We start from the raw sequence: 18,694 nt of genomic DNA, 5'->3' as shown, positions 1-18,694 counted from the left end.
GTTCAGATCGCGTGATGGGTGAACGCGTAGGTGTACGGCTCTCCGCGACGCAACTGATCGACCAGATCGCGGGCGTATTTCTCGTGGACCGGCGACGTCCGGGTCAGTTTGGTGACGGCCTGGGTCGCGTTCATGATGGCGGCCGAGCGCTCGCCCGCAGCGGCCTGAATGCGGGCGAGTTCAAGGTATAGACGTCCCTCGCGGATGGCGTCCGCGGACCGCCTGGCGAAATGAATTCCAGCCTCGGCCTGCTTCGCCGCGGCCGCATAATCTCCGCCCGCGGCAAAGATGAGCGCACGTGTTTGGTGGGACTCGGTGCGAGCGACATCGTCTGTTGCCTCTTCGGCAATGCGCTGGGCCTCGCGGTTGTACCGGTCGGCCGCGGCCAGCCGTCCGGCCAACAGGTGCGAGAACGCCGCGTTCGCATTCCGCTTCTGCTCCGAGCGGCTGTGCCCGATCTGCCGGGCGAGCGCGATGCCCCGGTCGAAGTTCGTGTCCGCCTGTTCGTAGTCGCCGACCCGGTTGTAGAGGACGCCGAGAGCCGTATGCGCAACGCCCTCCAGGACCTGGTCACCGAGCTTCTCGCTGATCTCCAGCGACTGCTTACCGAACTCGAGCGCCTCGTCGATCCGATCCAGCCCGGCCAGTACGTAGGTCAGCGACGAGGAACATCGCGACTGCCCGGTCAGATCGCCGGCATCCTGGAACATGCTGAGGGCTTTGGACAGAGAGGGAACGGCCGATTCGAGTCGTCCGTTCTCGACCGTGGGGATGGCGCGATCGTGCTGCAGCCAAGCCGCCATCAACGGCAGATCGAGTTTCGTTGCCAGCTCGACCGCCCCGCGGGACATCTCTTCCATCTCCATCCAGCGCCGCCGCGACTCGTGATACCCGAACATCGCGAGGGCCGCCTCGGGAAGCAGGGTCGAGCCGGCCATCACCGATGTTGCCTGCGCGAATCGGTCCATGAGGTTGCGCTGCTCCGCATCGAACCACTGGAGGCTGGACGTCCGGGTTGCCAACGCGGGAAGCTGGAGCGGCGGCACGGTGGCGAGCGGGATCCGGGGGCTTGCGGTGTGCGTCAGCGTCTGGCACTGCCAGGCACAGCCGATGTAGAAGCGCAGCACCCGCTCAAGGCTGTGATGCGACTCGGATACCGACAGGGTGTCGTCGGCGATCTCCCGCCCGTAGGCGCGGATCAGGTCGTGAAACCGGTAGCGCTCCGGAGCGACCGATTCCATCAGGTTGAGGTCGGCGAGGCGCTCGAGGATCGCGTTCGTCTTCCGCGTCGGCAGCTCAAGGATCTGGGCAGCAACGACCGTGAGTAGATCCGCTCCGTCCGGAATACTCAGCAGCGCCAGCGCACGTGCGGCCTCGCGGTCGAGGGCACGGTCGCTGGTCTGCAGGAAGTCGACCGAGCTGGCGATGTTGGCACGTACGCCGGTCTCGTCGGAACCGAGAGTGTCGAGCCGTCGGTCCTCGTCCTCGAGCAGTTCGACCAGGTGCTGGATGGGCCAGCTCGGACGGGCTGCGAGGCGGCCGCCGATCAGCCGGACGGCCAGTGGCAGGCGGCCCGTGAAAGAGGCCAGCGCCTCTGCTGCTGCGGGCTCGGCGGCAATGCGCGACTGGCCGATGACACCTGACAGCAGCTCGACCGACTCCGATTGCGACAGCGCGTCGAGTCGCACCTGACGGGCTCCGGGTAACGAGGACAACGATCCTCGGCTGGTGATGATCGCGGCCGAGCCGGGGTTGCCGGGCAGCAGCGGCATGACGTGTGCCACATCGGCGGCGTTGTCGAGGAACAGCAGGACTCGTCGCCCGGCCAACTGCGAACGCAGCAGGCCCGCGGCCTCCTCGACCTGGTCCGGAATGAGCTGCGGCTCGGTGCCGAGCGATCGCAACAGCTGCCGCAACGCATCTGCGGTCGATACCGGCTTACCAGGCCCGTAGCCGCGGAGGTTGAGGTACAGATGACCGTCCGGGTAGCTGTCGACGAGTTTGTGGGCAGCCTGAACGGCGAGGGTGGTCTTGCCGATTCCACCCATCCCAGTGACCGCGACGAGACCAACGGTGGCGCTCGGCGCACCGTCAGGATGACGCAGGGCATCAAGAATTGCTTCGATCTGGGCGGTGCGGCCGGTGAAATCGGAGACCGCCGGCGGCAGCTGCCAGGGCAGAGGTAACGTTTCACTGGCCGGCTCAGGTTCGGCTGCCGTTTCCTCTGCCGAAGGATTCTTGCCTCGTGCAACGGCCAGGAACTGGGCGGCTTCGTCCTTGTCGAGGCGCAGCACCTTGATCAGGGCGCGGATGGTGTCGATGCGGGGGCGGCGGCGGGTTCCTCGTTCGAGGACGCTGATGGCCTGGTCGCTCAATCCGGCCTTGGCCGCAAGTGCGGCCTGGGTCAGCCCGGCCCGGCCGCGGTACTTGCGTAACAGGTCACTCAAGCTCTCGTCGGTCAGCTGACCCACCTCCCTTCTGCAATCAGCCCACTCCTGGGTGACGGCCAGGGCGGGTGGTCCGGAGCTAACAATAGGAGGCTCCGCCGACGGTTCGCTGAAGTTATCCACATCAGCGTCGTCGAGGGGGTCCGCCGCGGGGCCGGCCAGCGAGGTCCGGTGGCTTGCACGGATTCGTGCAGAATACCCAACAGGCGTTTGAAGATCGCATTCGGTGTGCACTTGGAGACGCTCCGAATACAGGACCTCTGATAATGCTGGTCTTCCGTGCGTTGTGACCAAATTGCAAAGACCCCGGCTTTCGGCCGGGGTCCTCGCTTTGCGTAGTCGCCTGCGTTCAGGCGTTGGGGCGCTTACCGTGGTTCGCGCCCTTCTTCTTGCGCGAGCGACGCTTGCGGCCGGTCTTGCCCATTTCAAAGCCTCCTAGAAACAACTGCAAAGAGTCACAGTCTCTCATACCACGCACAGTTGCTCGTGTCCGGCGGGGGGTCACAGTCTGGCTTACAGTGTTTCGGCGCAGCCGGTACGAGCAAAATTCAGTCGAGTCAGCGATGCGCTGTCTAGCCCCCCTGAACCCGATTTGGGTTCGAGACTTCGCCGCTGATCGGAGGTGACTTACCATGGGCACGTCGATCTGGGAGTGGTGACTCTTATTGAAGGCGTGTGATGACGACGACGTTGCACCGTTCGGCGCTTCGCCTTCTGGTGACAGCGGCTTCGATCGTCGCGCTCGCAGTCTGGCTGATCGCGATCCGCAAGGTCGACGACGTGCCAGCCACTGCACAGTTGTGTGCTGTCGCCCTGGCCGCCAGCACGTTGAGATTTCCGCATGGACCGGCACGCGGCGCCAGCATGGCGACGATCGTCATCATGTCGGTGTACGTGATCTGTGGCCCTTCGACGGCGGTCGTCGTCGCGGGGGTCGCCTCGCTGGCGCAGCCACGCAATGTGCCGATCATGAAGCGCCTCTACAACAGCTCGCAGTGGATTCTGACCGCTGCGGCCGGTGCGCTCGGCTACGGCCTGCTGAACGGGCCCACCGGAGACGCGGCGCTTGAGCACGCCCCCGAGGCCATCCTGGCCGTCGTGGTGGCAGGTCTGCTGCATCAGGGCGCGAACGCCCTGATGATGGCCGCTGTGCTCGGCCTCGAGCGTGGCGTCAAGGTCGTCGTGTACTTCTTCCGGGACGTCGTCGGATCCACGGCTCTGCCGATGCTCGGCTACAGCTTCCTCGGTGTGCTGATGGCGATGGCCTGGACCGGAGGCCTCCGTGTCGTGGCCGGGCTGCTGGTCATGGTGCCGCTGGTCGTGGCCCGTTGGGCACTGACGCAGGACCTGGCGGAGCGGCAGGCTCAGGAGGCGGCGATGCGCGCCTTCATCCAGGTGATCGAGACCAAGGATCTCTACACTCGTGGTCACTCCGAGCGGGTCAGCCAGGGCGTGGGGATGGTCGGGCGGTTCCTGAAGCTGCCGGAGGATCGCCAGGAGGCGCTGGAGCATGCGGGACTGCTGCATGACGTCGGCAAGGTCGGCGTACCGACCAGCATCATTCGTAAGCCGGGCCGGCTGGACGATTCCGAGATGGACGCCGTCCGGCTCCACCCGGCCCGGGGTGTCGAGCTGATCGGCAACATTCCTTTCCTGGAAGAAGTGAAATCGGCAGTTCTTCACCACCATGAGAAGTACGACGGAACTGGTTATCCGGCCGGTCTCAGCGGCACCAACATTCCGTACTTCGCCCGGATCATCGGCATCGTGGACGCATTCGACGCGTTGACCTCGACGCGCTCGTACCGGCCGGCCCGCAGTGTCGAGGAGACGCTGGCCATTCTGGACAAGGACCGGACGACCCATTTCGATCCGCAGCTCGTCGACGCGTTCATCACCGTGATCCGGTCCCAGGGCTGGACGGCGGCGCGCAAGGAGCAGCCGGCGCCGGACGAGACGGTCGAGGCCGGTGTCGACCACGACGACCTCAGTCTGGACAGCGGTGGCGGGGCCTCCGGGTCGGCGGCGGGGCCCGGATGAGCCTGACGACCGACGAGACCTTCGACCCGCGGAAGCTCGGCAGCGGTGCAGTGATTCTCTGTGCCGGGTCGGTGATCGGCATCGCCGGATTTCTGGTCACCTTGCGGCACGGTGTGACGGAGTGGGCCTTCGCCGTCGTGTTCGGGCTGCTGATCGCCATCGGCGAGATGGTGCAGTTCCGGGTCGATCGCAGCAAGAACCGCGCGCCGATCGCGACCAGCGCCGCCCTCGCCTACGCGATGCTGCGCGGTCCGTCGCTGGCAGATCCGCCGGAGCTGGCCCAGATCATCGCCGTGACCTGGCTGGCGACTCTGGCTGGTATCGCGCCCCTGGCGATCGCCGGCCTGCGCTGGGACCTGGTGGTTTCGAACCGACGTGTCATTTCGGTCTGGTGCGCGGCGGCCGTCTTCGCGGCAGTCACACCGAGCGATCTGGACTGGGACAGCTCGTGGCGCCACGGCATCCCGCTCATCGGGGCCATGGTTCTCGGCGTACTGGCAGCCGGTTTCGTCGACGCGCTGGTTGGCGCCGGGCAGGCGACCGAGCGGCTCAACATCCCGTTCCCGGCGGCCTTGCGCGACGAACTCGTCGTCATGGGCCGGATCGGTATGGCGATGGGGCTGAGTGGTGTGATGCTCGCAGCAGGTACGTCGTTGATCGGGTTGTGGGCCGTGCCGCTGGTCGTGGTGCCGTTGTTGCTGACCCAGTTCGCCTTCCGGCGGTTCGCGTCGGCCCAACGGACGTATCGGGCGACGGTTCGGTCGATGGCGCGCAGTACGGAGATCGCAGGCTTCAGCTCACCTGGGCAGAACGCGCGGACCGCGCAGTTGGCCGTCGCCATGGGGCACGACATGGGGCTGACTCCCGCTCGCATGGAGGCCTTGGAGTACGCCGCTTTGTTGTCCGGGATCGGGCAGTTGGCGTTGGCGGATCCTAGTCCGGGTGGGGCGAGTCTGCTGCGGACGCGGGAGGAGCGGCAGCGGGCGGCGGAGATCGGGGCTTCGGTGATTGAGCGGTCGGGGGTGCTGGATCATGTGGCGGAGATCGTGCGGCACTCGAATGATCCTTATCGGCATGGGCGCGCCAACAATGCCGAGATTCCGGTCGAGAGTGGGATCGTGAACGTGGCGCTTGCGTACGAGCAGTTGGTGGGGGAGAGCGGTGGGCAGTCGCCGGACAAGGCGATGGAGTCGATCGGGTTGGGGATCGGCGCGGAGTACGACCCGGTGGTGGTCGACTCACTCCGGCGGGTGATTGGGCGCGGCTTCCGGTTCTAAGAGGTCGTCCCAGGTGGGGGCTTCGCTGGTGGGGATACGCCCCGAGCCGCCCATGCCGACGTACAGGAGGAGCCCGGCGCCGGCGGCGATGAGGACGTCGCCGGGGCTGACCGCCTGCCCCAGGCCGGGGAGGGCGACGGGTACGACGTCGCCCAGCCAGGGCCACGTGGTGGTGGCTGTGACGAGCTCGTGGCGCTGGTCGGTCACTACACCGGCCGGGAGGCCTGCACGGGCCAGAGCGGCGGCTGAGACGGGCATGGCGCCGTTGAGGGCGACGACGGCGGCGTTGGAGAAGAAGCCGAAGGCGAGTAGGCCGACGCCGGGGCGGCGGAGGTTCTCGCGCAGGAAGACGGCGATGCAGACGGCTGAGCCGATCAGGCCGACCGGGTACGCCGTACCGCCGAAGAGGGCGCCGAGGAGCTGGCCGATGGCGGCAGCGGCGAGCCAGTGCAGGCCGGTCAGGGTGTTGTCGGCAAGGCGGCCGAGGCGTCCGCCCGTGGCGAGCGCCGCGAGGGCGGCGAGCGCCATGACGAGGAGGACCAGCAACACGCTCGCGATTCTGCCGGTCGGACGGCCCGAATTCGGGCAAGCTGACTGCGCAGCGTGTCGATACGATGGCAAAACGTAACGTCAGCACAAACAAAAGCGGCGGCCCCGAAGGGCCGCCGCTTCCCGAAGACTAGGACTTGGCTGTCGCCGCGCCGCCTTCGTCGAGCAGGTCGGGCAGATCCTGTACGCCGGGATCTCCCTTGTCGGCGGTGTAGTCCGACGGGTGCGTGACGTCCTCGCCGGACGCGATCTTGAGTGTCCGCAGGATCAGCGTCAGCACGATCACGATCACCAGGTTGAGGGCGAACGCGACCAGGCCGATGTAGGCCTGCGTGTCGGTGAACGGGATGTTCGTGACCGAACCACCGAAGTGCTTCTTGGTGGCCGGGTTCACCACGTTGTAGGCCTCGATCGTGCCCCAGACCATCGCGACCGCCCAGCCCGCCAGCAGCGCCCACTTGTGGAACCAGCGGGTGAACAGGCCGACCACGATCGCCGGGAACGTCTGCAGGATCCAGATGCCGCCCAGCAACTGCAGGTTGAGCGAGATCGTCTTGTCCATCCCGAGCACGAAGATCAGTGCCCCGAACTTCACCAGCAGCGAGGCCAGCTTGGAGACCTTGGCCTCCTGGGCCGGCTGGGCGTCCTTCTTGATGAACTCCTTGTAGATGTTGCGGGTGAACAGGTTGGCCGCCGCGATCGACATGATCGCCGCGGGCACCAGCGCACCGACCGCGATCGCCGCGAACGCGATCCCGGCGAACCAGGACGGGAACTCCTGGTCGAACAGCCGCGGGATCGCCAGCTGCGGGTTGGCCAGGCCGTCGAGGCCCTTGATGTTCACGTTCGCCTTGATGGCCATGAAGCCCAGCAGGGCGAGCAGACCGAGCAGCAGCGAGTACGCCGGCAGGATCGCCGCGTTCCGCCGGACGATGTTGCGGCTCTTGGTGGACAGCACCGCGGTCACCGAGTGCGGGTACATGAACAGGGCCAGCGCCGAGCCCAGTGCCAGCGTCCAGTACGCCGAATGTCCGGCCGCGCCCGGGATGAACGTACCCACCGGCTTGCCGGTGGCCGGGTTCGGCGTCGTGAGCTTCTTCTCCGCGGCACCGAAGATCGCGTCCCAGCCGCCGAGCACGTGCGGCAGGTAGAGGATCGCCACGGCGATCACCAGGTAGATCAGGCCGTCCTTGACGAACGCGATCATCGCCGGGGCCCGCAGACCCGAGGAGTACGTGTACGCCGCGAGCACGGCGAACGCGATCAGCAGCGGCAGGTCCTTGGCCAGCACGTTGCTGCCGCCGAGGCCCATGGTCTCGAAGACCGCCTGCATACCCACCAGCTGCAGCGCGATGTACGGCATGGTGGCCAGGATGCCGGTGAGTGCGACGGCCAGCGACAGCCACCGGCTGCCGTAGCGGCCGCGGACGAAGTCGGCCGGCGTCACATAGCCGTGCCGGTGCGAGACCGACCAGAGCCGCGACATGAAGACGAAGATCACCGGGTAGACCACGATCGTGTACGGCACGGCGAAGAAGCCGGTGACGGCTCCGGTCGCGTACATGGCGGCCGGTACGGCGATGAACGTGTACGCCGTGTAGAGGTCGCCACCGAGCAGGAACCAGGTGATGAAGGTGCCGAAGCCCCGGCCACCCAGGCCCCACTCGTCCAGGTTGTCCATCGCGCCCGAGGAGCGCCAGCGCGACGCCATGAAGCCCATCACCGTGACGGCGGCGAAGATCACGACGACGACGATCAACTGCACCCAGTCGACTGAGTGGTTCACTGCTCTGCCCCCTTCGCCGGCTTGTCCGGGTCACCGAGACCCTGGGCAGCCCGCCGCTTGCGTTCCTCACCCATGACCAGCCTGTACGCGATACCGACCGTGAACACGGACAGCACGACCCACAGCAGTTGGTACCAGTAGAAGAACGGGAAACCCCACAGGCGGGGCTCGGCCTTGGCATAGGTCGACACAATGAGTGGTGCGAGAACCGTGACCGCCAGTAGCACTCCGGCAATCCAGTACGCGGGTTTCACCGCGGACAATCGGGACACTGCGAACCTCCTCGGGACAGTGCGGGCGCAACGGAGCACGCTACCGTTTCGTCCGGACAAGCGACTAGAGCTTCGGGGTGGTCCGTGGATAACGAAAAGGCATGGCTCGTACGCCGGGTCGTGCTGTCCGTGCTCTTTGTGGTGATCGTTGCCGTCCCGCTCTATCCGGAGCTCTACGGTCTCGACGAGGTCACGCCCTTCGCCCAGCTGGTCGCGTTCCGTCCGCAGGGGCTCGTCCTGGTGTTCGTGGTAGCCCTGCTGATGCTGATCCGGAAGGGCTGGCGGATAGCGGCCGGACTGGTCGCCGCACTGACTCTGGTCGGTGCAGGGCTGACCCTGCCCCGGGTGACGAGTGATCCGAGGACGCCGGCCGCGGACACCCGAGTGCTGACGATCATGGTCGCCAACGTGTTGGGCGGTGGTGCGAACGCCGGTGCGGTCGCCGCACTCATCCGGGAGCGCAAGCCGGACCTCGTGTCGTTGCCGGAGGCACAGGTCGACGTCCGCGAGGAGATCCGTGCGCAGCTCGAGGACCTCAAGTACGTCGGTTATACCGAGCAGCCCACCAAAGCCGTGGAGAGCGCCACCAGCGCGCTCGTAGCGCCCACCCTGGGTGCGGTCCAGGTCAAGCAGGACCTGCCGACCAGCTTCGGCAACCTGATGATCACCGGTGGGAATCTGGGTGAGCTGCGGCTGGTCGCGTACCACGGCTACCCGCCGCTGCCGGACGACGTACCGCCGTGGAAGCACGACCTGACGCAGCTACGGCGCTGGTGCGCGCAGGACCCGCCCACCATCGTGGCCGGTGACTTCAACGCCACCCTGGACCACTCCGACTTCCGCTGGGCCCTCGCGTCGAACTGTCACAGCGTCGGACCGTCCGTGGGCGGCGGTCTCAAGGGCACGTGGCCGTCGGACCAGCCGGCGATCGCCCGGACCCAGATCGACCACGTTCTGGCCACCCGGACGATCGAGCCACTGCGGTTCGCGACGTACGAGATCGAGGGCACCGATCACCTCGCGGTCGTCGCGACGGTCGCCGTCCCTAAGGCCGGGTGAAGAGGTTCACCAGATTGCCGTCCGGGTCGCGCAGTACGACCGAACGGTTGCCCCACGGCATCGTGGTCGGCTTCTGCAGGAACTCCAGGTCGGACAGCCGCTCGTACTCGGCGTCGGTGTCGGTGACCTCGAACTCCAGGAATGCCGAGTGGATCGGGTCCGGCCGGACGACGTCTGCGCCATACAACCGGTTGGTTAGTTCACTGCTGGAGATCGCCAGGGTGCCCGCAGCCGTCCGGAACTCGGCGAAGACCGGCGCCGGCCGGCTCGCGGTGATCCTGGTGATGCGCTCGTAGAAAGCCGTCATGCCGTCGAGGTTGTCCGTCACGATGCGGACCGAAGCAAAAGTCGTCATCCCCAGACAGTAGAACCAATACCGGACACCTTCCGCCCGGTATTCTGATCCAATGTCCACCGCACGGGTCCTGGCACTCCTGGAGCTCCTCCAAGGCGGCGGCACCCGACGGGTCGCCGACCTCGCTGACCGCCTCGGTGTCGACGAGCGCACAGTCCGCCGGTACGCCGAGCACCTGACCGACCTGGACATCCCCGTCCGCTCGGTTCGCGGTCGGTACGGCGGCTATCACCTCGCACCGGGCTACCGAATGCCCCCGCTGATGCTCACCGATGACGAAGCGGTGGCCGTGGCCATCGGACTGCACTCCGGCCCCGACTCACTCGCAGCCGAGAGCGCACTGTCCAAACTCCGCCGAGTGCTCCCCAAGCAGCTGGCCGACCGCCTCGGCGCTCTCCTCGACACAGCCTCATTCACCACAGCCCAGCGCCCCGGTCCCGCCGACACGAATGTCCTCCTCACCATCGCCAAAGCCGCCCGAGACCAGCAGGCAGTAGAGATCACCTACACCGATCGTCACGGGCAGACGAGCACGAGGAGCATCACGCCGTACGGCGTTGTCGGGCACGGCGACCACTGGTACGTCGCCACCGCCGACCGCACGTTCCGGCTGGACCGCATCGCCGCGGCATCGTTGCTGGCAGCAACCGAGGGCGCTCCGCCACCAGGTGACGCGGCTGACGCAGTACTGCGCTCGCTGGCGACAACTCCGTGGGCTCACCGGGTCTCGGTGCGGGTGCAGGGCACAGTGCAGGAGCTGCGGCTCCCACCTGGTCTGGCAGTGCTCACACAGTTGGAGAACGAAGTACGGGTTGAGCTAAGAGCCGAGCGACTCGACTGGGTGCCTGCCCTGCTGGCCGGACTCGACCGACCGTTCGTGATCGAGACACCGGACGAGCTGCGGGACCACGTGCGTCAGCTGGCAGACCGGCTACGACGGATTAGTGGCCGGCCGGTAGATGTAGGGCTGTGATCCCTGCACTGCCTCAGTCAGCATCAGCAGGAGATCCGCGCGGGCCTCAATAGGCCGGCCGAACAGCTCGTCGTCCCCGGGGATCGGGAAGCCCTTCACACCGATCGCCAGCTGGCTCAGCAGCACATGCAGCACGCCACGTGCGTTGAAGACAGGGGGAGTTGGCCACTCGGGCAGAGTCTCGTGCATAAGCGGCTGCTGGGCCGCAGTCGCCGCGATGGGCTTCAGCCAGCGCTCCAGCTCGTCACTCGTCAACATGTTGCGGTGCAGGATCGTCATCACCGCATGGGCAACCCGGTCGTGCTCCTCATGCACCCAGCGGTACTGCGTGTCCTTGACGATCCGATCAGCCAGTACGTCGAGCAGCGCCCGGAGCACTCCGACATCGCAGTGCCGGGAGCGGGCCAGCGCACCGATCGCATCGGCGCCGTGGGCAACGGCATGGGCCCAGCCACAGTCCGGCACGTACCCGCGCAGGTCGCGCTCGCGCAGCAGCCAGGTGGCCAGCCGGTCGCCCCAGCGCATCACCACCTCGTCGTGGACGAGGAACTCGGCGTTGTCGCGGTGGATGACCTCAGCCAGCGTCAGAGCGGTGAAGGACCGGCGGAACACGCTGTCGGTCCCCTCCTCACCCAGCCCGTAGGACAGTCCGGCGCAGAGGCCGTCGCCGAAGCCGGGCAGGAGGTCGTCGTACACGCCCCGCTCGAGCCAGGTCGCCAAAGTGGGATAGGCCAGTGCGTCGCGCACTTGCGGGTTGGTCGACGCCAGACCGCGGACGAGCTCTTCGGTGAGGTCGTTCAGCGCACGATCGTGGGGAACCGCGTAGTCCGCGGCCATCACGTCCTGCCAGTACGTCGACTCCACCGAAAGATCCTTCCGTCCGTCTGAGATCAAACACCTGTCTACACCCAAATGTCGAGCTGCCCGACCTAGGTAGCATCAGCAACGTGCCGTCTTTGAGTGACGTGGCCAGAAACCACACAACGTTGGACCAGGCCGACCTGGATCGCCTGCAGCTGCTCGTCTCGGACTGGCAGATGCTGGCGGACCTCTCGTTCGCCGATCTGGTCCTCTGGCTGCCCGACACCGAAGGCCTCGGCTTCTGGGCCGGTGCCCAGATGCGCCCGACCACCGGACCGACGGCGTACCTGGACGACATCGTCGGCAGCTTCATCCCGCGCGGCCGTCGGCACCTGCTGGACCAGGCCTACGACGGTGGCCGCATCTGCCGCGAAGGCGACCCGGAGTGGCGCGACGACGTACCGGTGCGGGTCGAGACGATCCCGGTACGGCGTGGCTCGCGCGTGATCGCGGTGATCGCCCGCAACACCAACCTGCTCGGTGTCCGCACCCCGTCGCGGCTGGAGATCGCCTACCTGCAGAGCGCCACCGACCTGGCCCGGATGATCACCGACGGCATCTTCCCGTACGGCGGGGAGCGGCTGCTGTCCACGTCGCCCCGAGTGGGGGACGGGTGTATCAGGGTCGATCGGCACGCCATGGTGACGTTCGCCAGCCCCAACGCGTTGTCGGCGTACCGGCGGATGGGCCTGGTCACCGACCTGGTCGGCAGCCGGCTGAAGGATGTCACCGCGGAGTTGCTGCATAGCGGACGCAAGGTCGACGACGTACTGGCGACCGTACTGACGGGACGTGCGGCGCAGGAGATCGAGATCGAGAACTCCGACGCGACGCTCTTCCTGCGAGCGATCCCGTTGCGGGCCGACGGCCAGCATGTAGGCGCTCTGATCCTGCTCCGGGACGTGACGGAGCTGCGCAGCCGGGAACGGGAGCTGGTCACCAAGGAGGCGACCATCCGGGAGATTCATCATCGCGTCAAGAACAACTTGCAGACCGTCGCCGCGTTACTGCGCATGCAAGGCCGCCGGATCACCGTGCCGGAAGCCCAGGAGGCGTTGGCCGAAGCGGTCCGCCGGGTCGGTTCGATCGCGATCGTGCACGAGACACTCTCCGAATCGTTCGACGAGCATGTGGACTTCGACGACGTAGCCGACCGGGTGGCCGCGATGGTGGCCGACGTGTCGACGGTCGCGACCGCGGTCGAGATCCGCCGGACCGGCAGCTTCGGGGTCCTGGACTCGGATCAGGCCACACCGTTGGCGATGGTGCTGACCGAACTCATGCAGAACTCCGTGGAGCATGCCTTCGGCACCCGCGACGGCGGGGAATCCAGTGGAGTCATCGAACTGACCGGTGAGCGGTCGGTCGGCCGGTTGCATGCGACCGTCGTCGACGACGGTCAGGGACTGCCGGCGAACTTCGACTCCGAACTGTCCGGAAACCTTGGCCTGTCGATCGTTCGCACGCTGGTGCTGGGCGAGCTCGACGGCACGCTGGAGTTCGGTCCTCGCCGCGACGGCAAGGCAGGAACCCAAGTGACACTGGACTTTCCGGTCGCTGACTAGCGGCACCGCTGAACAGCAAAGGCCCCGCGGATCCCGCGGGGCCTCGACGAAACGCTCAGCTCAGGCGGTGCGGATGCGCTGGCGGGCGTTACGGCGCTTCAGCGCACGTCGCTCGTCCTCGCTCAGGCCGCCCCAGACACCGTGGTCCTGGCCGGCTTCCAGTGCCCACGCAAGGCACTGCTCACGCACGTCACACCGGCGGCACACCTGCTTGGCCTCCTCGATCTGCATGATCGCGGGCCCGGTGTTGCCGATGGGGAAGAACAGTTCCGGGTCCTCATCGAGGCAAATGGCCCGGTGGCGCCAATCCATGGCGAATCCCATCTCTCTCAGTAGTGGAAGTACGCTGTCGGTCTGGTCTGTGCCCGATCAGCGGGTGCTGTACTCGTCGTACTTCTCGCGACGGAGGGGACCGTCAGGCGAGGGTCTGAATGTTCGCGGCAAGTTGTGAACGCTTTCACGAACGACTCCATGTTCCCAATCTCAGCCGTGCGAAACAAGGGTTCTGGAGTTGTCGATCAGATCACAACACTTCCTTAACACTACGAACCGGTGCGTGACGGCCCAGCCCGTCCGTTAACCGGACAGAGGCGCGAACTCGCAATCACCCGTTCACTGCAAGTAACCGATGGAACAACGCTTTGGTTACGCACAACCTCGAATCCCTGTGGGGCTGGGGTTCCGCTCACCCGGCCGGGGCGCGGAAAGAGGTGGTTGTCGTCCCGTGCGCCCGAGTACCCCGGCCCAACGCGCATTAAGCTGACGGAGTGCCGACCGACTCCCCAGCTGCCGTAGTACCGAGACCATTGAAGTTAGCCGCGGCGGTGGTCGCAGCGGAAGGGCTTGTGTTCGTCGTCCTCGGAATTGTCGAAGCATTTACGATGCACAGCTCCCGTCTGGTCCTCGGGCTCACCGTCACCGCGTTCTTCATCCTGTACGGCGTGGGGCTGGGCGCGGTCGCGCGCGGCCTGTTCCGGGCCTCCACCTGGAGCCGTGGGCCGGCCGTGTTCACCCAGTTGATCCAGCTGGCACTCGCCTACAGCTTCTGGGGCAGCGGTACCAGGGGGGTCGGCTTCGCCCTCGCGGTGGCAGCGATCGCCGTACTGATCGGGGTCTTTCGTAAAGAATCCACGAAAGCGCTGGCGGGCGACTCGGAAAAAGATCACCCGGTCCTTTAATTCTTTGGTTATTCCTTGAGCAGACCTGCGCGGAGTTCGGTCAAGGTGCGGGCGAGCAGCCGGGAGACGTGCATCTGCGAGATGCCGATCTCCTCGGCGATCTGGGACTGCGTCATGCCCCGGAAGAACCGCAGCGTCAGGATCCGCTTCTCGCGGGTGTCCAGCTGGGCCAGCAGGGGTTTGAGCGACTCGCGGTACTCCACGCTCTCCAGCGCCTCGTCCTCGCCGCCCAGCCCGTCCAGGACCGTGGTCGCGTCGGACTCGTTCTGGTCCGGAGCGTCCAGGGACAAGGTGTTGTAGGCGTTCGCGGACTCGAGCCCCTCGATCACCAGGTCGGTCGGCAGGCTCAAGCGCACAGACAGTTCGGCCACGGTCGGTGCCCGGCCGAGCTCCTGGGTGAGCTCGGCGGTCGCCGCGGTCAGCGACAACCGCAGCTCCTGCAGGCGCCGCGGGACCCGGATCGCCCAGCCCTTGTCCCGGAAATACCGCTTGATCTCGCCGAGAATCGTCGGGGTCGCGTACGTCGAGAACTCGACCCCACGGTCGGAGTCGAACCGGTCGATCGCCTTGATCAGGCCGATGGTCGCGACCTGCACCAGGTCGTCGTACGGCTCGCCCCTGTTGCGGAAGCGGCGGGCCAGATGCTCCACGAGCGGCATGTGCAGCGAGACCAGGCCATCGCGCGCGGCGACGTGTTCCGGCGTACCGCGTCCGGCCGCAGCCATCGCCGCGAAGAACGTGGCGGTGCGGGTGCGCAGATCGGGGTGGTCGTCAGCTGATCTGTCGTCGGTCACGCGTTCTCCGTGGCGCTGGCGGAGGCGGTCACGGTGATGGTGAGCCGGCCGTCGATGGTCTCGACGGCCGCGGTCTCGACCAGTGCGGTCAGCACCGTCCAGCCGAACGACGTCGTGTCCGGCGTCCAGCCTTCCGGTACGACGGCGCTCGTGCGGACCGTCAGCTGCGGCGGAGCGACCTCGAAAACACACTCCAGCACGCCGTCCGTGGCCTGCGGGAGCAGCAGGGAGCACGCCTCGTCGACGGCGATCCGCAGATCGTCGATCGCGTCGACGGTGAAGTCGTTGCGCGCCGCGAGGTTGCCCACCACCGACCGCGGTACGGCGATGTACGCACCGTCGGCCGGGATACTCAGGCGGACCTCGGCGGATTGCCCCGTGCTGCTCACTTCGTCTCCTCCAGTTTGGCCTGACGCCGTACTTCTACCACTCTCACCGCATTTCAAGCACGGCGCCAACCCTTAGGAGTGTTCAGACATCCCGCGGGCGCTCGCCCGGGTGTTCGGCCGTGAGCCGGCTGAGGAACGTCTTGGTGCGTTGGTGTTGCGGGTTGCCGATCACGTCGGCCGGGGGACCGGCCTCGACGACCACGCCGCCGTCCATGAAGACGACCGTGTCGGCGACCTCGCGGGCGAACGACATCTCGTGGGTGACCACGATCATCGTCATCCCGTCGGCGGCCAGTTCACGCATCACCGTCAGCACCTCGCCGACCAGTTCGGGGTCGAGCGCGGAGGTGGGTTCGTCGAACAGCATCAGCTTCGGCTGCATGGCCAGCGCCCGGGCGATCGCCACTCGTTGCTGCTGGCCACCGGACAACTGCGCCGGGTACGCCGCACAGCGGTCACCCAGCCCGACCCGGTCGAGCAGCGACTGGGCGCGCTCGCGGGCCACCTTCTTCGACTCGCCCTTGACCTGGACCGGCGCCTCGGCCACGTTCTCGATCGCGGTCATGTGCGGGAACAGGTTGAACCGCTGGAAGACCATCCCGATCTCGCGCCGCTGGGCCGCGATCTCCTTGTCCTTCAGGCGATACAGCTTGCCCGCGCGGTCGGCGTACCCCATCAGGTCGCCGTCGACCCAGATCCGGCCGCCGTCGATCGTCTCGAGCTGGTTGATACAGCGCAGGAACGTCGTCTTGCCCGACCCCGAGGGCCCGAGCAGGCAGACCACCTGGCCGGCGTCGACATCGAGGTCGATGCCCTTCAGCACCTCGTTGTGGTGGAACGACTTGGTCACGTTGACCGCATGCACCAAGGACTCGGTCATCACGCACCCCCTGCCCCGGCCGGACGCGCGGCCCGCGGCGCCGACGTCGTACCGAATCCGCGGCCGAAGCGCCGCTCGAGGAAGTACTGGCCGACCATCAGCACACTGGTCGCGGCCAGGTAGTACAGCGTCGCGGCGACCGCGATCGGGAACGTTTTGTAGTACGTCGAACCGATCGACTGCAACTGGTAGAACAGCTCGCCGATCACCGGGACGGCGAGCAGCAGTGACGTATCTTTCAGCATCGCGATCGTCTCGTTGCCGGTCGGCGGCACGATCACCCGCATCGCCTGCGGCAGCACGACCCGGCGCATCGCCTTGCCCTTGCTCATCCCGAGCGCCTCCGCGGCCTCGGCCTGGCCCTTGTCCACCGACATGATCCCGGCGCGGGCGATCTCGGCCATGTACGCCGCCTCGGAGAGCCCGAGGCCGATCACACCGGCGACGAGCCCGGTGAACACCTGGTTGGCGTCCAGGGTCAGGAACCGCCAGTCACCCGACATCCCCAGCCAGTCGATGATCTTCCAGTCGAACGGGATGCCGAGCGCGACGCCGTTCGGGAAGAGCACGCCGAGCGTGCCCATCGTGAACAGCAGCAGGTACCGCGGGACGCTGCGGAAGAACCACGTGAACGCCCAGGAGACCCCGGACAGGATCGGGTTGTCCGACAGCCGCATCACCGCCAGCAGGACGCCGCCGCCGACACCGACCACCATCGACAGCACGGTGACCAGCAGCGTGCCCTTGAGGAAGCCGTTGATCACCGGCTTCTGGTTCATCGCCTCGAAGGCGAACTTCCAGTCGAAGGCCTTGTTGGTGAGCAGCAGGTGCAGCAGCATCGCGATCAGGACCGCGATCACTGCGATCGCGACCCACCGGCCGGGGTGACGGACCGGTACGGCGTTGATCGCGCCCGGCCGGTCGGTCGTCGTACCGGCCGGGGTGCCGTCCGAGGTTGGGTCGGCACTCATCAGGGGTTGACCGCGAAGTCGGAGATCGCTCCCGACTCGTTGCCCCACTTGGCCAGCGCGGCCTTGTAGGAGCCGTCGGCGGCGGATGCCTTCAGGGCCTCGGCGATCGCCTTCGCGAAGTCGGCCTGGGCCTTCGGGATCACGTAGCCGTACGGCGCGGCGTCGTAGATCTCACCGAGCTGCTCGAGCGCGCCGTTGGTCTGCTTGACCGCGTACAGCGAGATGGGGGAGTCGGCGAGCATGGCGTCGGCCTTGCCGGCCACCAGGTCCGCGGTCGCCTGGTCCTGCTTGTCGCGGACGACCAGCTTGATCTCGGGCTTGCCGTCGGTCTTGCACTTGGCCTGCCGCTTCGGAAGGTCGTCCTCGAGCTGCGTGGTGCCCTTCTGGACGGCGACCGTCTTGCCGCAGGCGTCGTCGGCGTTGACACCCTTCGGGTTGCCCTTCGCGGTCACCCACAGGGTGCCGGCGCTGAAGTAGCTGACCATGTTGACCTGCTGCTTGCGCTTGTCGTTGATCGTGAACGACGAGATGCCCATGTCGTACTTGCCGCCCTGGACACCGGTGATGATGGTGTCGAAGCCGGCCGGCTGCCAGTCCACGGTGACGCCGAACTTCGCGGCGACGGTGTTGAACAGGTCGACGTCCATCCCGACCACGGTCTTGCCGCCCTCGAGCGACTCGTTCGGCGGGTAGCTGGCGTCGACACCGACGACGATCTTCTTGGCCGCCGCGATCTTCGGCGGGAGCGCGGCGCTCAGGGCCGGGTCGACGGACGCCGGTCCGCTCGTGGGAGCGCTCGGGCTCGAGCCGGACCCGTTGTTCTCGAGCGAGTTCGAGCCACAGCCGGCCGCAGCCAGAACCAAGACACCCGACAGTACGAGCGTCCTCCGCAGGACAGACATCTAGTCCTCCAAGACCGGGCGCCGACCGGATTCCGGCGCCGTGTGGTCCGCATCTTGACACAGGGCGCTACCCCGTACGCAGCGTTATCCCCCGAATGGAGACCTATTCGTAGTGGATGTACGCACCCCGTCCTCACCCCACTACCCACCGTAACTCTCCCCCCGACTGCCTACCCACCCACATCGGGGGTTCTCCACCCTTAACCACCCTGCGGAACCCCCAATTTGAGTGCCTAGCCAGGCAAGTGGGGGGTTGTCCACCGTTAACCAGGGTGCGGAACCCCTGATTTGGGTGCCTGGCCAGGCAAGTGGGGGGTTGTCCACCGTTAACCAGGGTGCGGAACCCCTGATTTGGGTGCCTGGCCAGGCAAGTGGGGGGTTGTCCACCGTTAACCA

The 18,694-nt window shown here is 66.7% G+C and carries 19 protein-coding genes; 6 read left to right on the top strand and 13 right to left on the bottom strand.

Annotated elements, in window-relative coordinates:
* Window positions 1-2: 2 nt before the first annotated feature.
* Window positions 3-2,741 carry a helix-turn-helix domain-containing protein gene (locus ACIA49_RS16405; RefSeq protein WP_396377987.1) on the bottom strand — a complete coding sequence of 913 codons (2,739 nt, stop codon included), beginning with the start codon at window positions 2,739-2,741 and terminating at the stop codon, window positions 3-5.
* Window positions 2,742-2,796: 55 nt separating this feature from the next.
* Window positions 2,797-2,871, bottom strand: coding sequence for a 50S ribosomal protein bL37 (locus ACIA49_RS16400; protein WP_396378553.1), 75 nt, complete (start codon window positions 2,869-2,871; stop codon window positions 2,797-2,799).
* A gap of 254 nt (window positions 2,872-3,125) precedes the next feature.
* On the opposite strand from ACIA49_RS16400, the gene ACIA49_RS16395 reads away from it, so the two are divergent.
* Complete coding sequence (locus ACIA49_RS16395) at window positions 3,126-4,487, top strand: HD-GYP domain-containing protein (RefSeq protein WP_396377986.1); 1,362 nt, start codon at window positions 3,126-3,128, stop codon at window positions 4,485-4,487.
* Window positions 4,484-5,764: an HD-GYP domain-containing protein gene (locus ACIA49_RS16390; RefSeq protein ID WP_396377985.1), complete on the top strand. Its 1,281-nt coding sequence runs from the start codon at window positions 4,484-4,486 to the stop codon at window positions 5,762-5,764. The genes ACIA49_RS16395 and ACIA49_RS16390 overlap by 4 nt, the downstream gene beginning before the upstream one ends.
* On the opposite strand, the gene ACIA49_RS16385 is transcribed toward ACIA49_RS16390, so the two are convergent.
* From ACIA49_RS16385 to ACIA49_RS16375, 3 genes are all read right to left on the bottom strand, one after another.
* On the bottom strand, window positions 5,726-6,313 hold the full coding sequence (locus ACIA49_RS16385; RefSeq protein ID WP_396377984.1) for a DUF5317 domain-containing protein: 588 nt from the start codon (window positions 6,311-6,313) through the stop codon (window positions 5,726-5,728). The genes ACIA49_RS16390 and ACIA49_RS16385 overlap by 39 nt on opposite strands.
* A gap of 130 nt (window positions 6,314-6,443) precedes the next feature.
* Complete coding sequence (gene mctP / locus ACIA49_RS16380; protein WP_396378552.1) at window positions 6,444-8,033, bottom strand: monocarboxylate uptake permease MctP; 1,590 nt, start codon at window positions 8,031-8,033, stop codon at window positions 6,444-6,446.
* Between the two features lie 62 nt (window positions 8,034-8,095).
* Window positions 8,096-8,371 (bottom strand): DUF3311 domain-containing protein, encoded by a 276-nt coding sequence (locus ACIA49_RS16375; RefSeq protein ID WP_396377983.1) that lies wholly within the window; start codon window positions 8,369-8,371, stop codon window positions 8,096-8,098.
* 84 nt (window positions 8,372-8,455) lie between these two features.
* Between ACIA49_RS16375 and ACIA49_RS16370 the strand changes: the two genes are divergently transcribed.
* Window positions 8,456-9,430 carry an endonuclease/exonuclease/phosphatase family protein gene (locus tag ACIA49_RS16370; RefSeq protein WP_396377982.1) on the top strand — a complete coding sequence of 325 codons (975 nt, stop codon included), beginning with the start codon at window positions 8,456-8,458 and terminating at the stop codon, window positions 9,428-9,430.
* Here ACIA49_RS16370 and ACIA49_RS16365 read toward each other — a convergent pair.
* A complete protein-coding gene (locus ACIA49_RS16365) occupies window positions 9,417-9,785 on the bottom strand; it encodes a VOC family protein (RefSeq protein ID WP_396377981.1) in 369 nt (122 codons plus the stop codon). The two genes, ACIA49_RS16370 and ACIA49_RS16365, sit on opposite strands and share 14 nt — an antisense overlap.
* Window positions 9,786-9,837: 52 nt before the next feature.
* On the opposite strand from ACIA49_RS16365, the gene ACIA49_RS16360 reads away from it, so the two are divergent.
* Complete coding sequence (locus ACIA49_RS16360; protein WP_396377980.1) at window positions 9,838-10,758, top strand: helix-turn-helix transcriptional regulator; 921 nt, start codon at window positions 9,838-9,840, stop codon at window positions 10,756-10,758.
* On the opposite strand, the gene ACIA49_RS16355 is transcribed toward ACIA49_RS16360, so the two are convergent.
* A complete protein-coding gene (locus tag ACIA49_RS16355) occupies window positions 10,717-11,622 on the bottom strand; it encodes a DUF2785 domain-containing protein (RefSeq protein WP_396377979.1) in 906 nt (301 codons plus the stop codon). The two genes, ACIA49_RS16360 and ACIA49_RS16355, sit on opposite strands and share 42 nt — an antisense overlap.
* An 83-nt stretch (window positions 11,623-11,705) precedes the next feature.
* Here ACIA49_RS16355 and ACIA49_RS16350 point away from each other — a divergent pair, with 83 nt between their 5' ends.
* Complete coding sequence (locus ACIA49_RS16350; protein ID WP_396377978.1) at window positions 11,706-13,184, top strand: sensor histidine kinase; 1,479 nt, start codon at window positions 11,706-11,708, stop codon at window positions 13,182-13,184.
* Between the two features lie 60 nt (window positions 13,185-13,244).
* On the opposite strand, the gene ACIA49_RS16345 is transcribed toward ACIA49_RS16350, so the two are convergent.
* Window positions 13,245-13,496, bottom strand: coding sequence for a WhiB family transcriptional regulator (locus ACIA49_RS16345; RefSeq protein ID WP_132169366.1), 252 nt, complete (start codon window positions 13,494-13,496; stop codon window positions 13,245-13,247).
* Window positions 13,497-14,065: 569 nt separating this feature from the next.
* Here ACIA49_RS16345 and ACIA49_RS16340 point away from each other — a divergent pair.
* Window positions 14,066-14,362, top strand: coding sequence for a hypothetical protein (locus tag ACIA49_RS16340; protein ID WP_396377977.1), 297 nt, complete (start codon window positions 14,066-14,068; stop codon window positions 14,360-14,362).
* 8 nt (window positions 14,363-14,370) lie between these two features.
* Here the strand turns inward: ACIA49_RS16340 and ACIA49_RS16335 are convergent, their stop codons facing one another.
* The 5 genes from ACIA49_RS16335 to ACIA49_RS16315 form a co-directional block, all read right to left on the bottom strand.
* A complete protein-coding gene (locus tag ACIA49_RS16335) occupies window positions 14,371-15,156 on the bottom strand; it encodes an RNA polymerase sigma factor SigF (protein WP_396377976.1) in 786 nt (261 codons plus the stop codon).
* On the bottom strand, window positions 15,153-15,545 hold the full coding sequence (locus tag ACIA49_RS16330) for an ATP-binding protein (RefSeq protein ID WP_396377975.1): 393 nt from the start codon (window positions 15,543-15,545) through the stop codon (window positions 15,153-15,155). Before ACIA49_RS16330 ends, ACIA49_RS16335 begins: the two co-directional genes overlap by 4 nt.
* Window positions 15,546-15,627: 82 nt before the next feature.
* Window positions 15,628-16,425: an amino acid ABC transporter ATP-binding protein gene (locus ACIA49_RS16325; protein ID WP_396377974.1), complete on the bottom strand. Its 798-nt coding sequence runs from the start codon at window positions 16,423-16,425 to the stop codon at window positions 15,628-15,630.
* A complete protein-coding gene (locus tag ACIA49_RS16320; protein WP_396377973.1) occupies window positions 16,425-17,396 on the bottom strand; it encodes an amino acid ABC transporter permease in 972 nt (323 codons plus the stop codon). Before ACIA49_RS16320 ends, ACIA49_RS16325 begins: the two co-directional genes overlap by 1 nt.
* The gene (locus ACIA49_RS16315) at window positions 17,396-18,298 is read right to left on the bottom strand and encodes an ABC transporter substrate-binding protein (protein WP_396377972.1); all 903 of its coding nucleotides are present in this window, start codon (window positions 18,296-18,298) and stop codon (window positions 17,396-17,398) included. Before ACIA49_RS16315 ends, ACIA49_RS16320 begins: the two co-directional genes overlap by 1 nt.
* Window positions 18,299-18,694: the final 396 nt, after the last annotated feature.

The sequence above is a fragment of the Kribbella sp. NPDC051587 genome, from assembly GCF_044453945.1.
Classification (GTDB): Bacteria; Actinomycetota; Actinomycetes; order Propionibacteriales; family Kribbellaceae; genus Kribbella.
The sequence above is the reverse complement of the archived record's forward strand: the minus strand, read 5'-3'. Positions and strand labels throughout refer to the sequence as shown.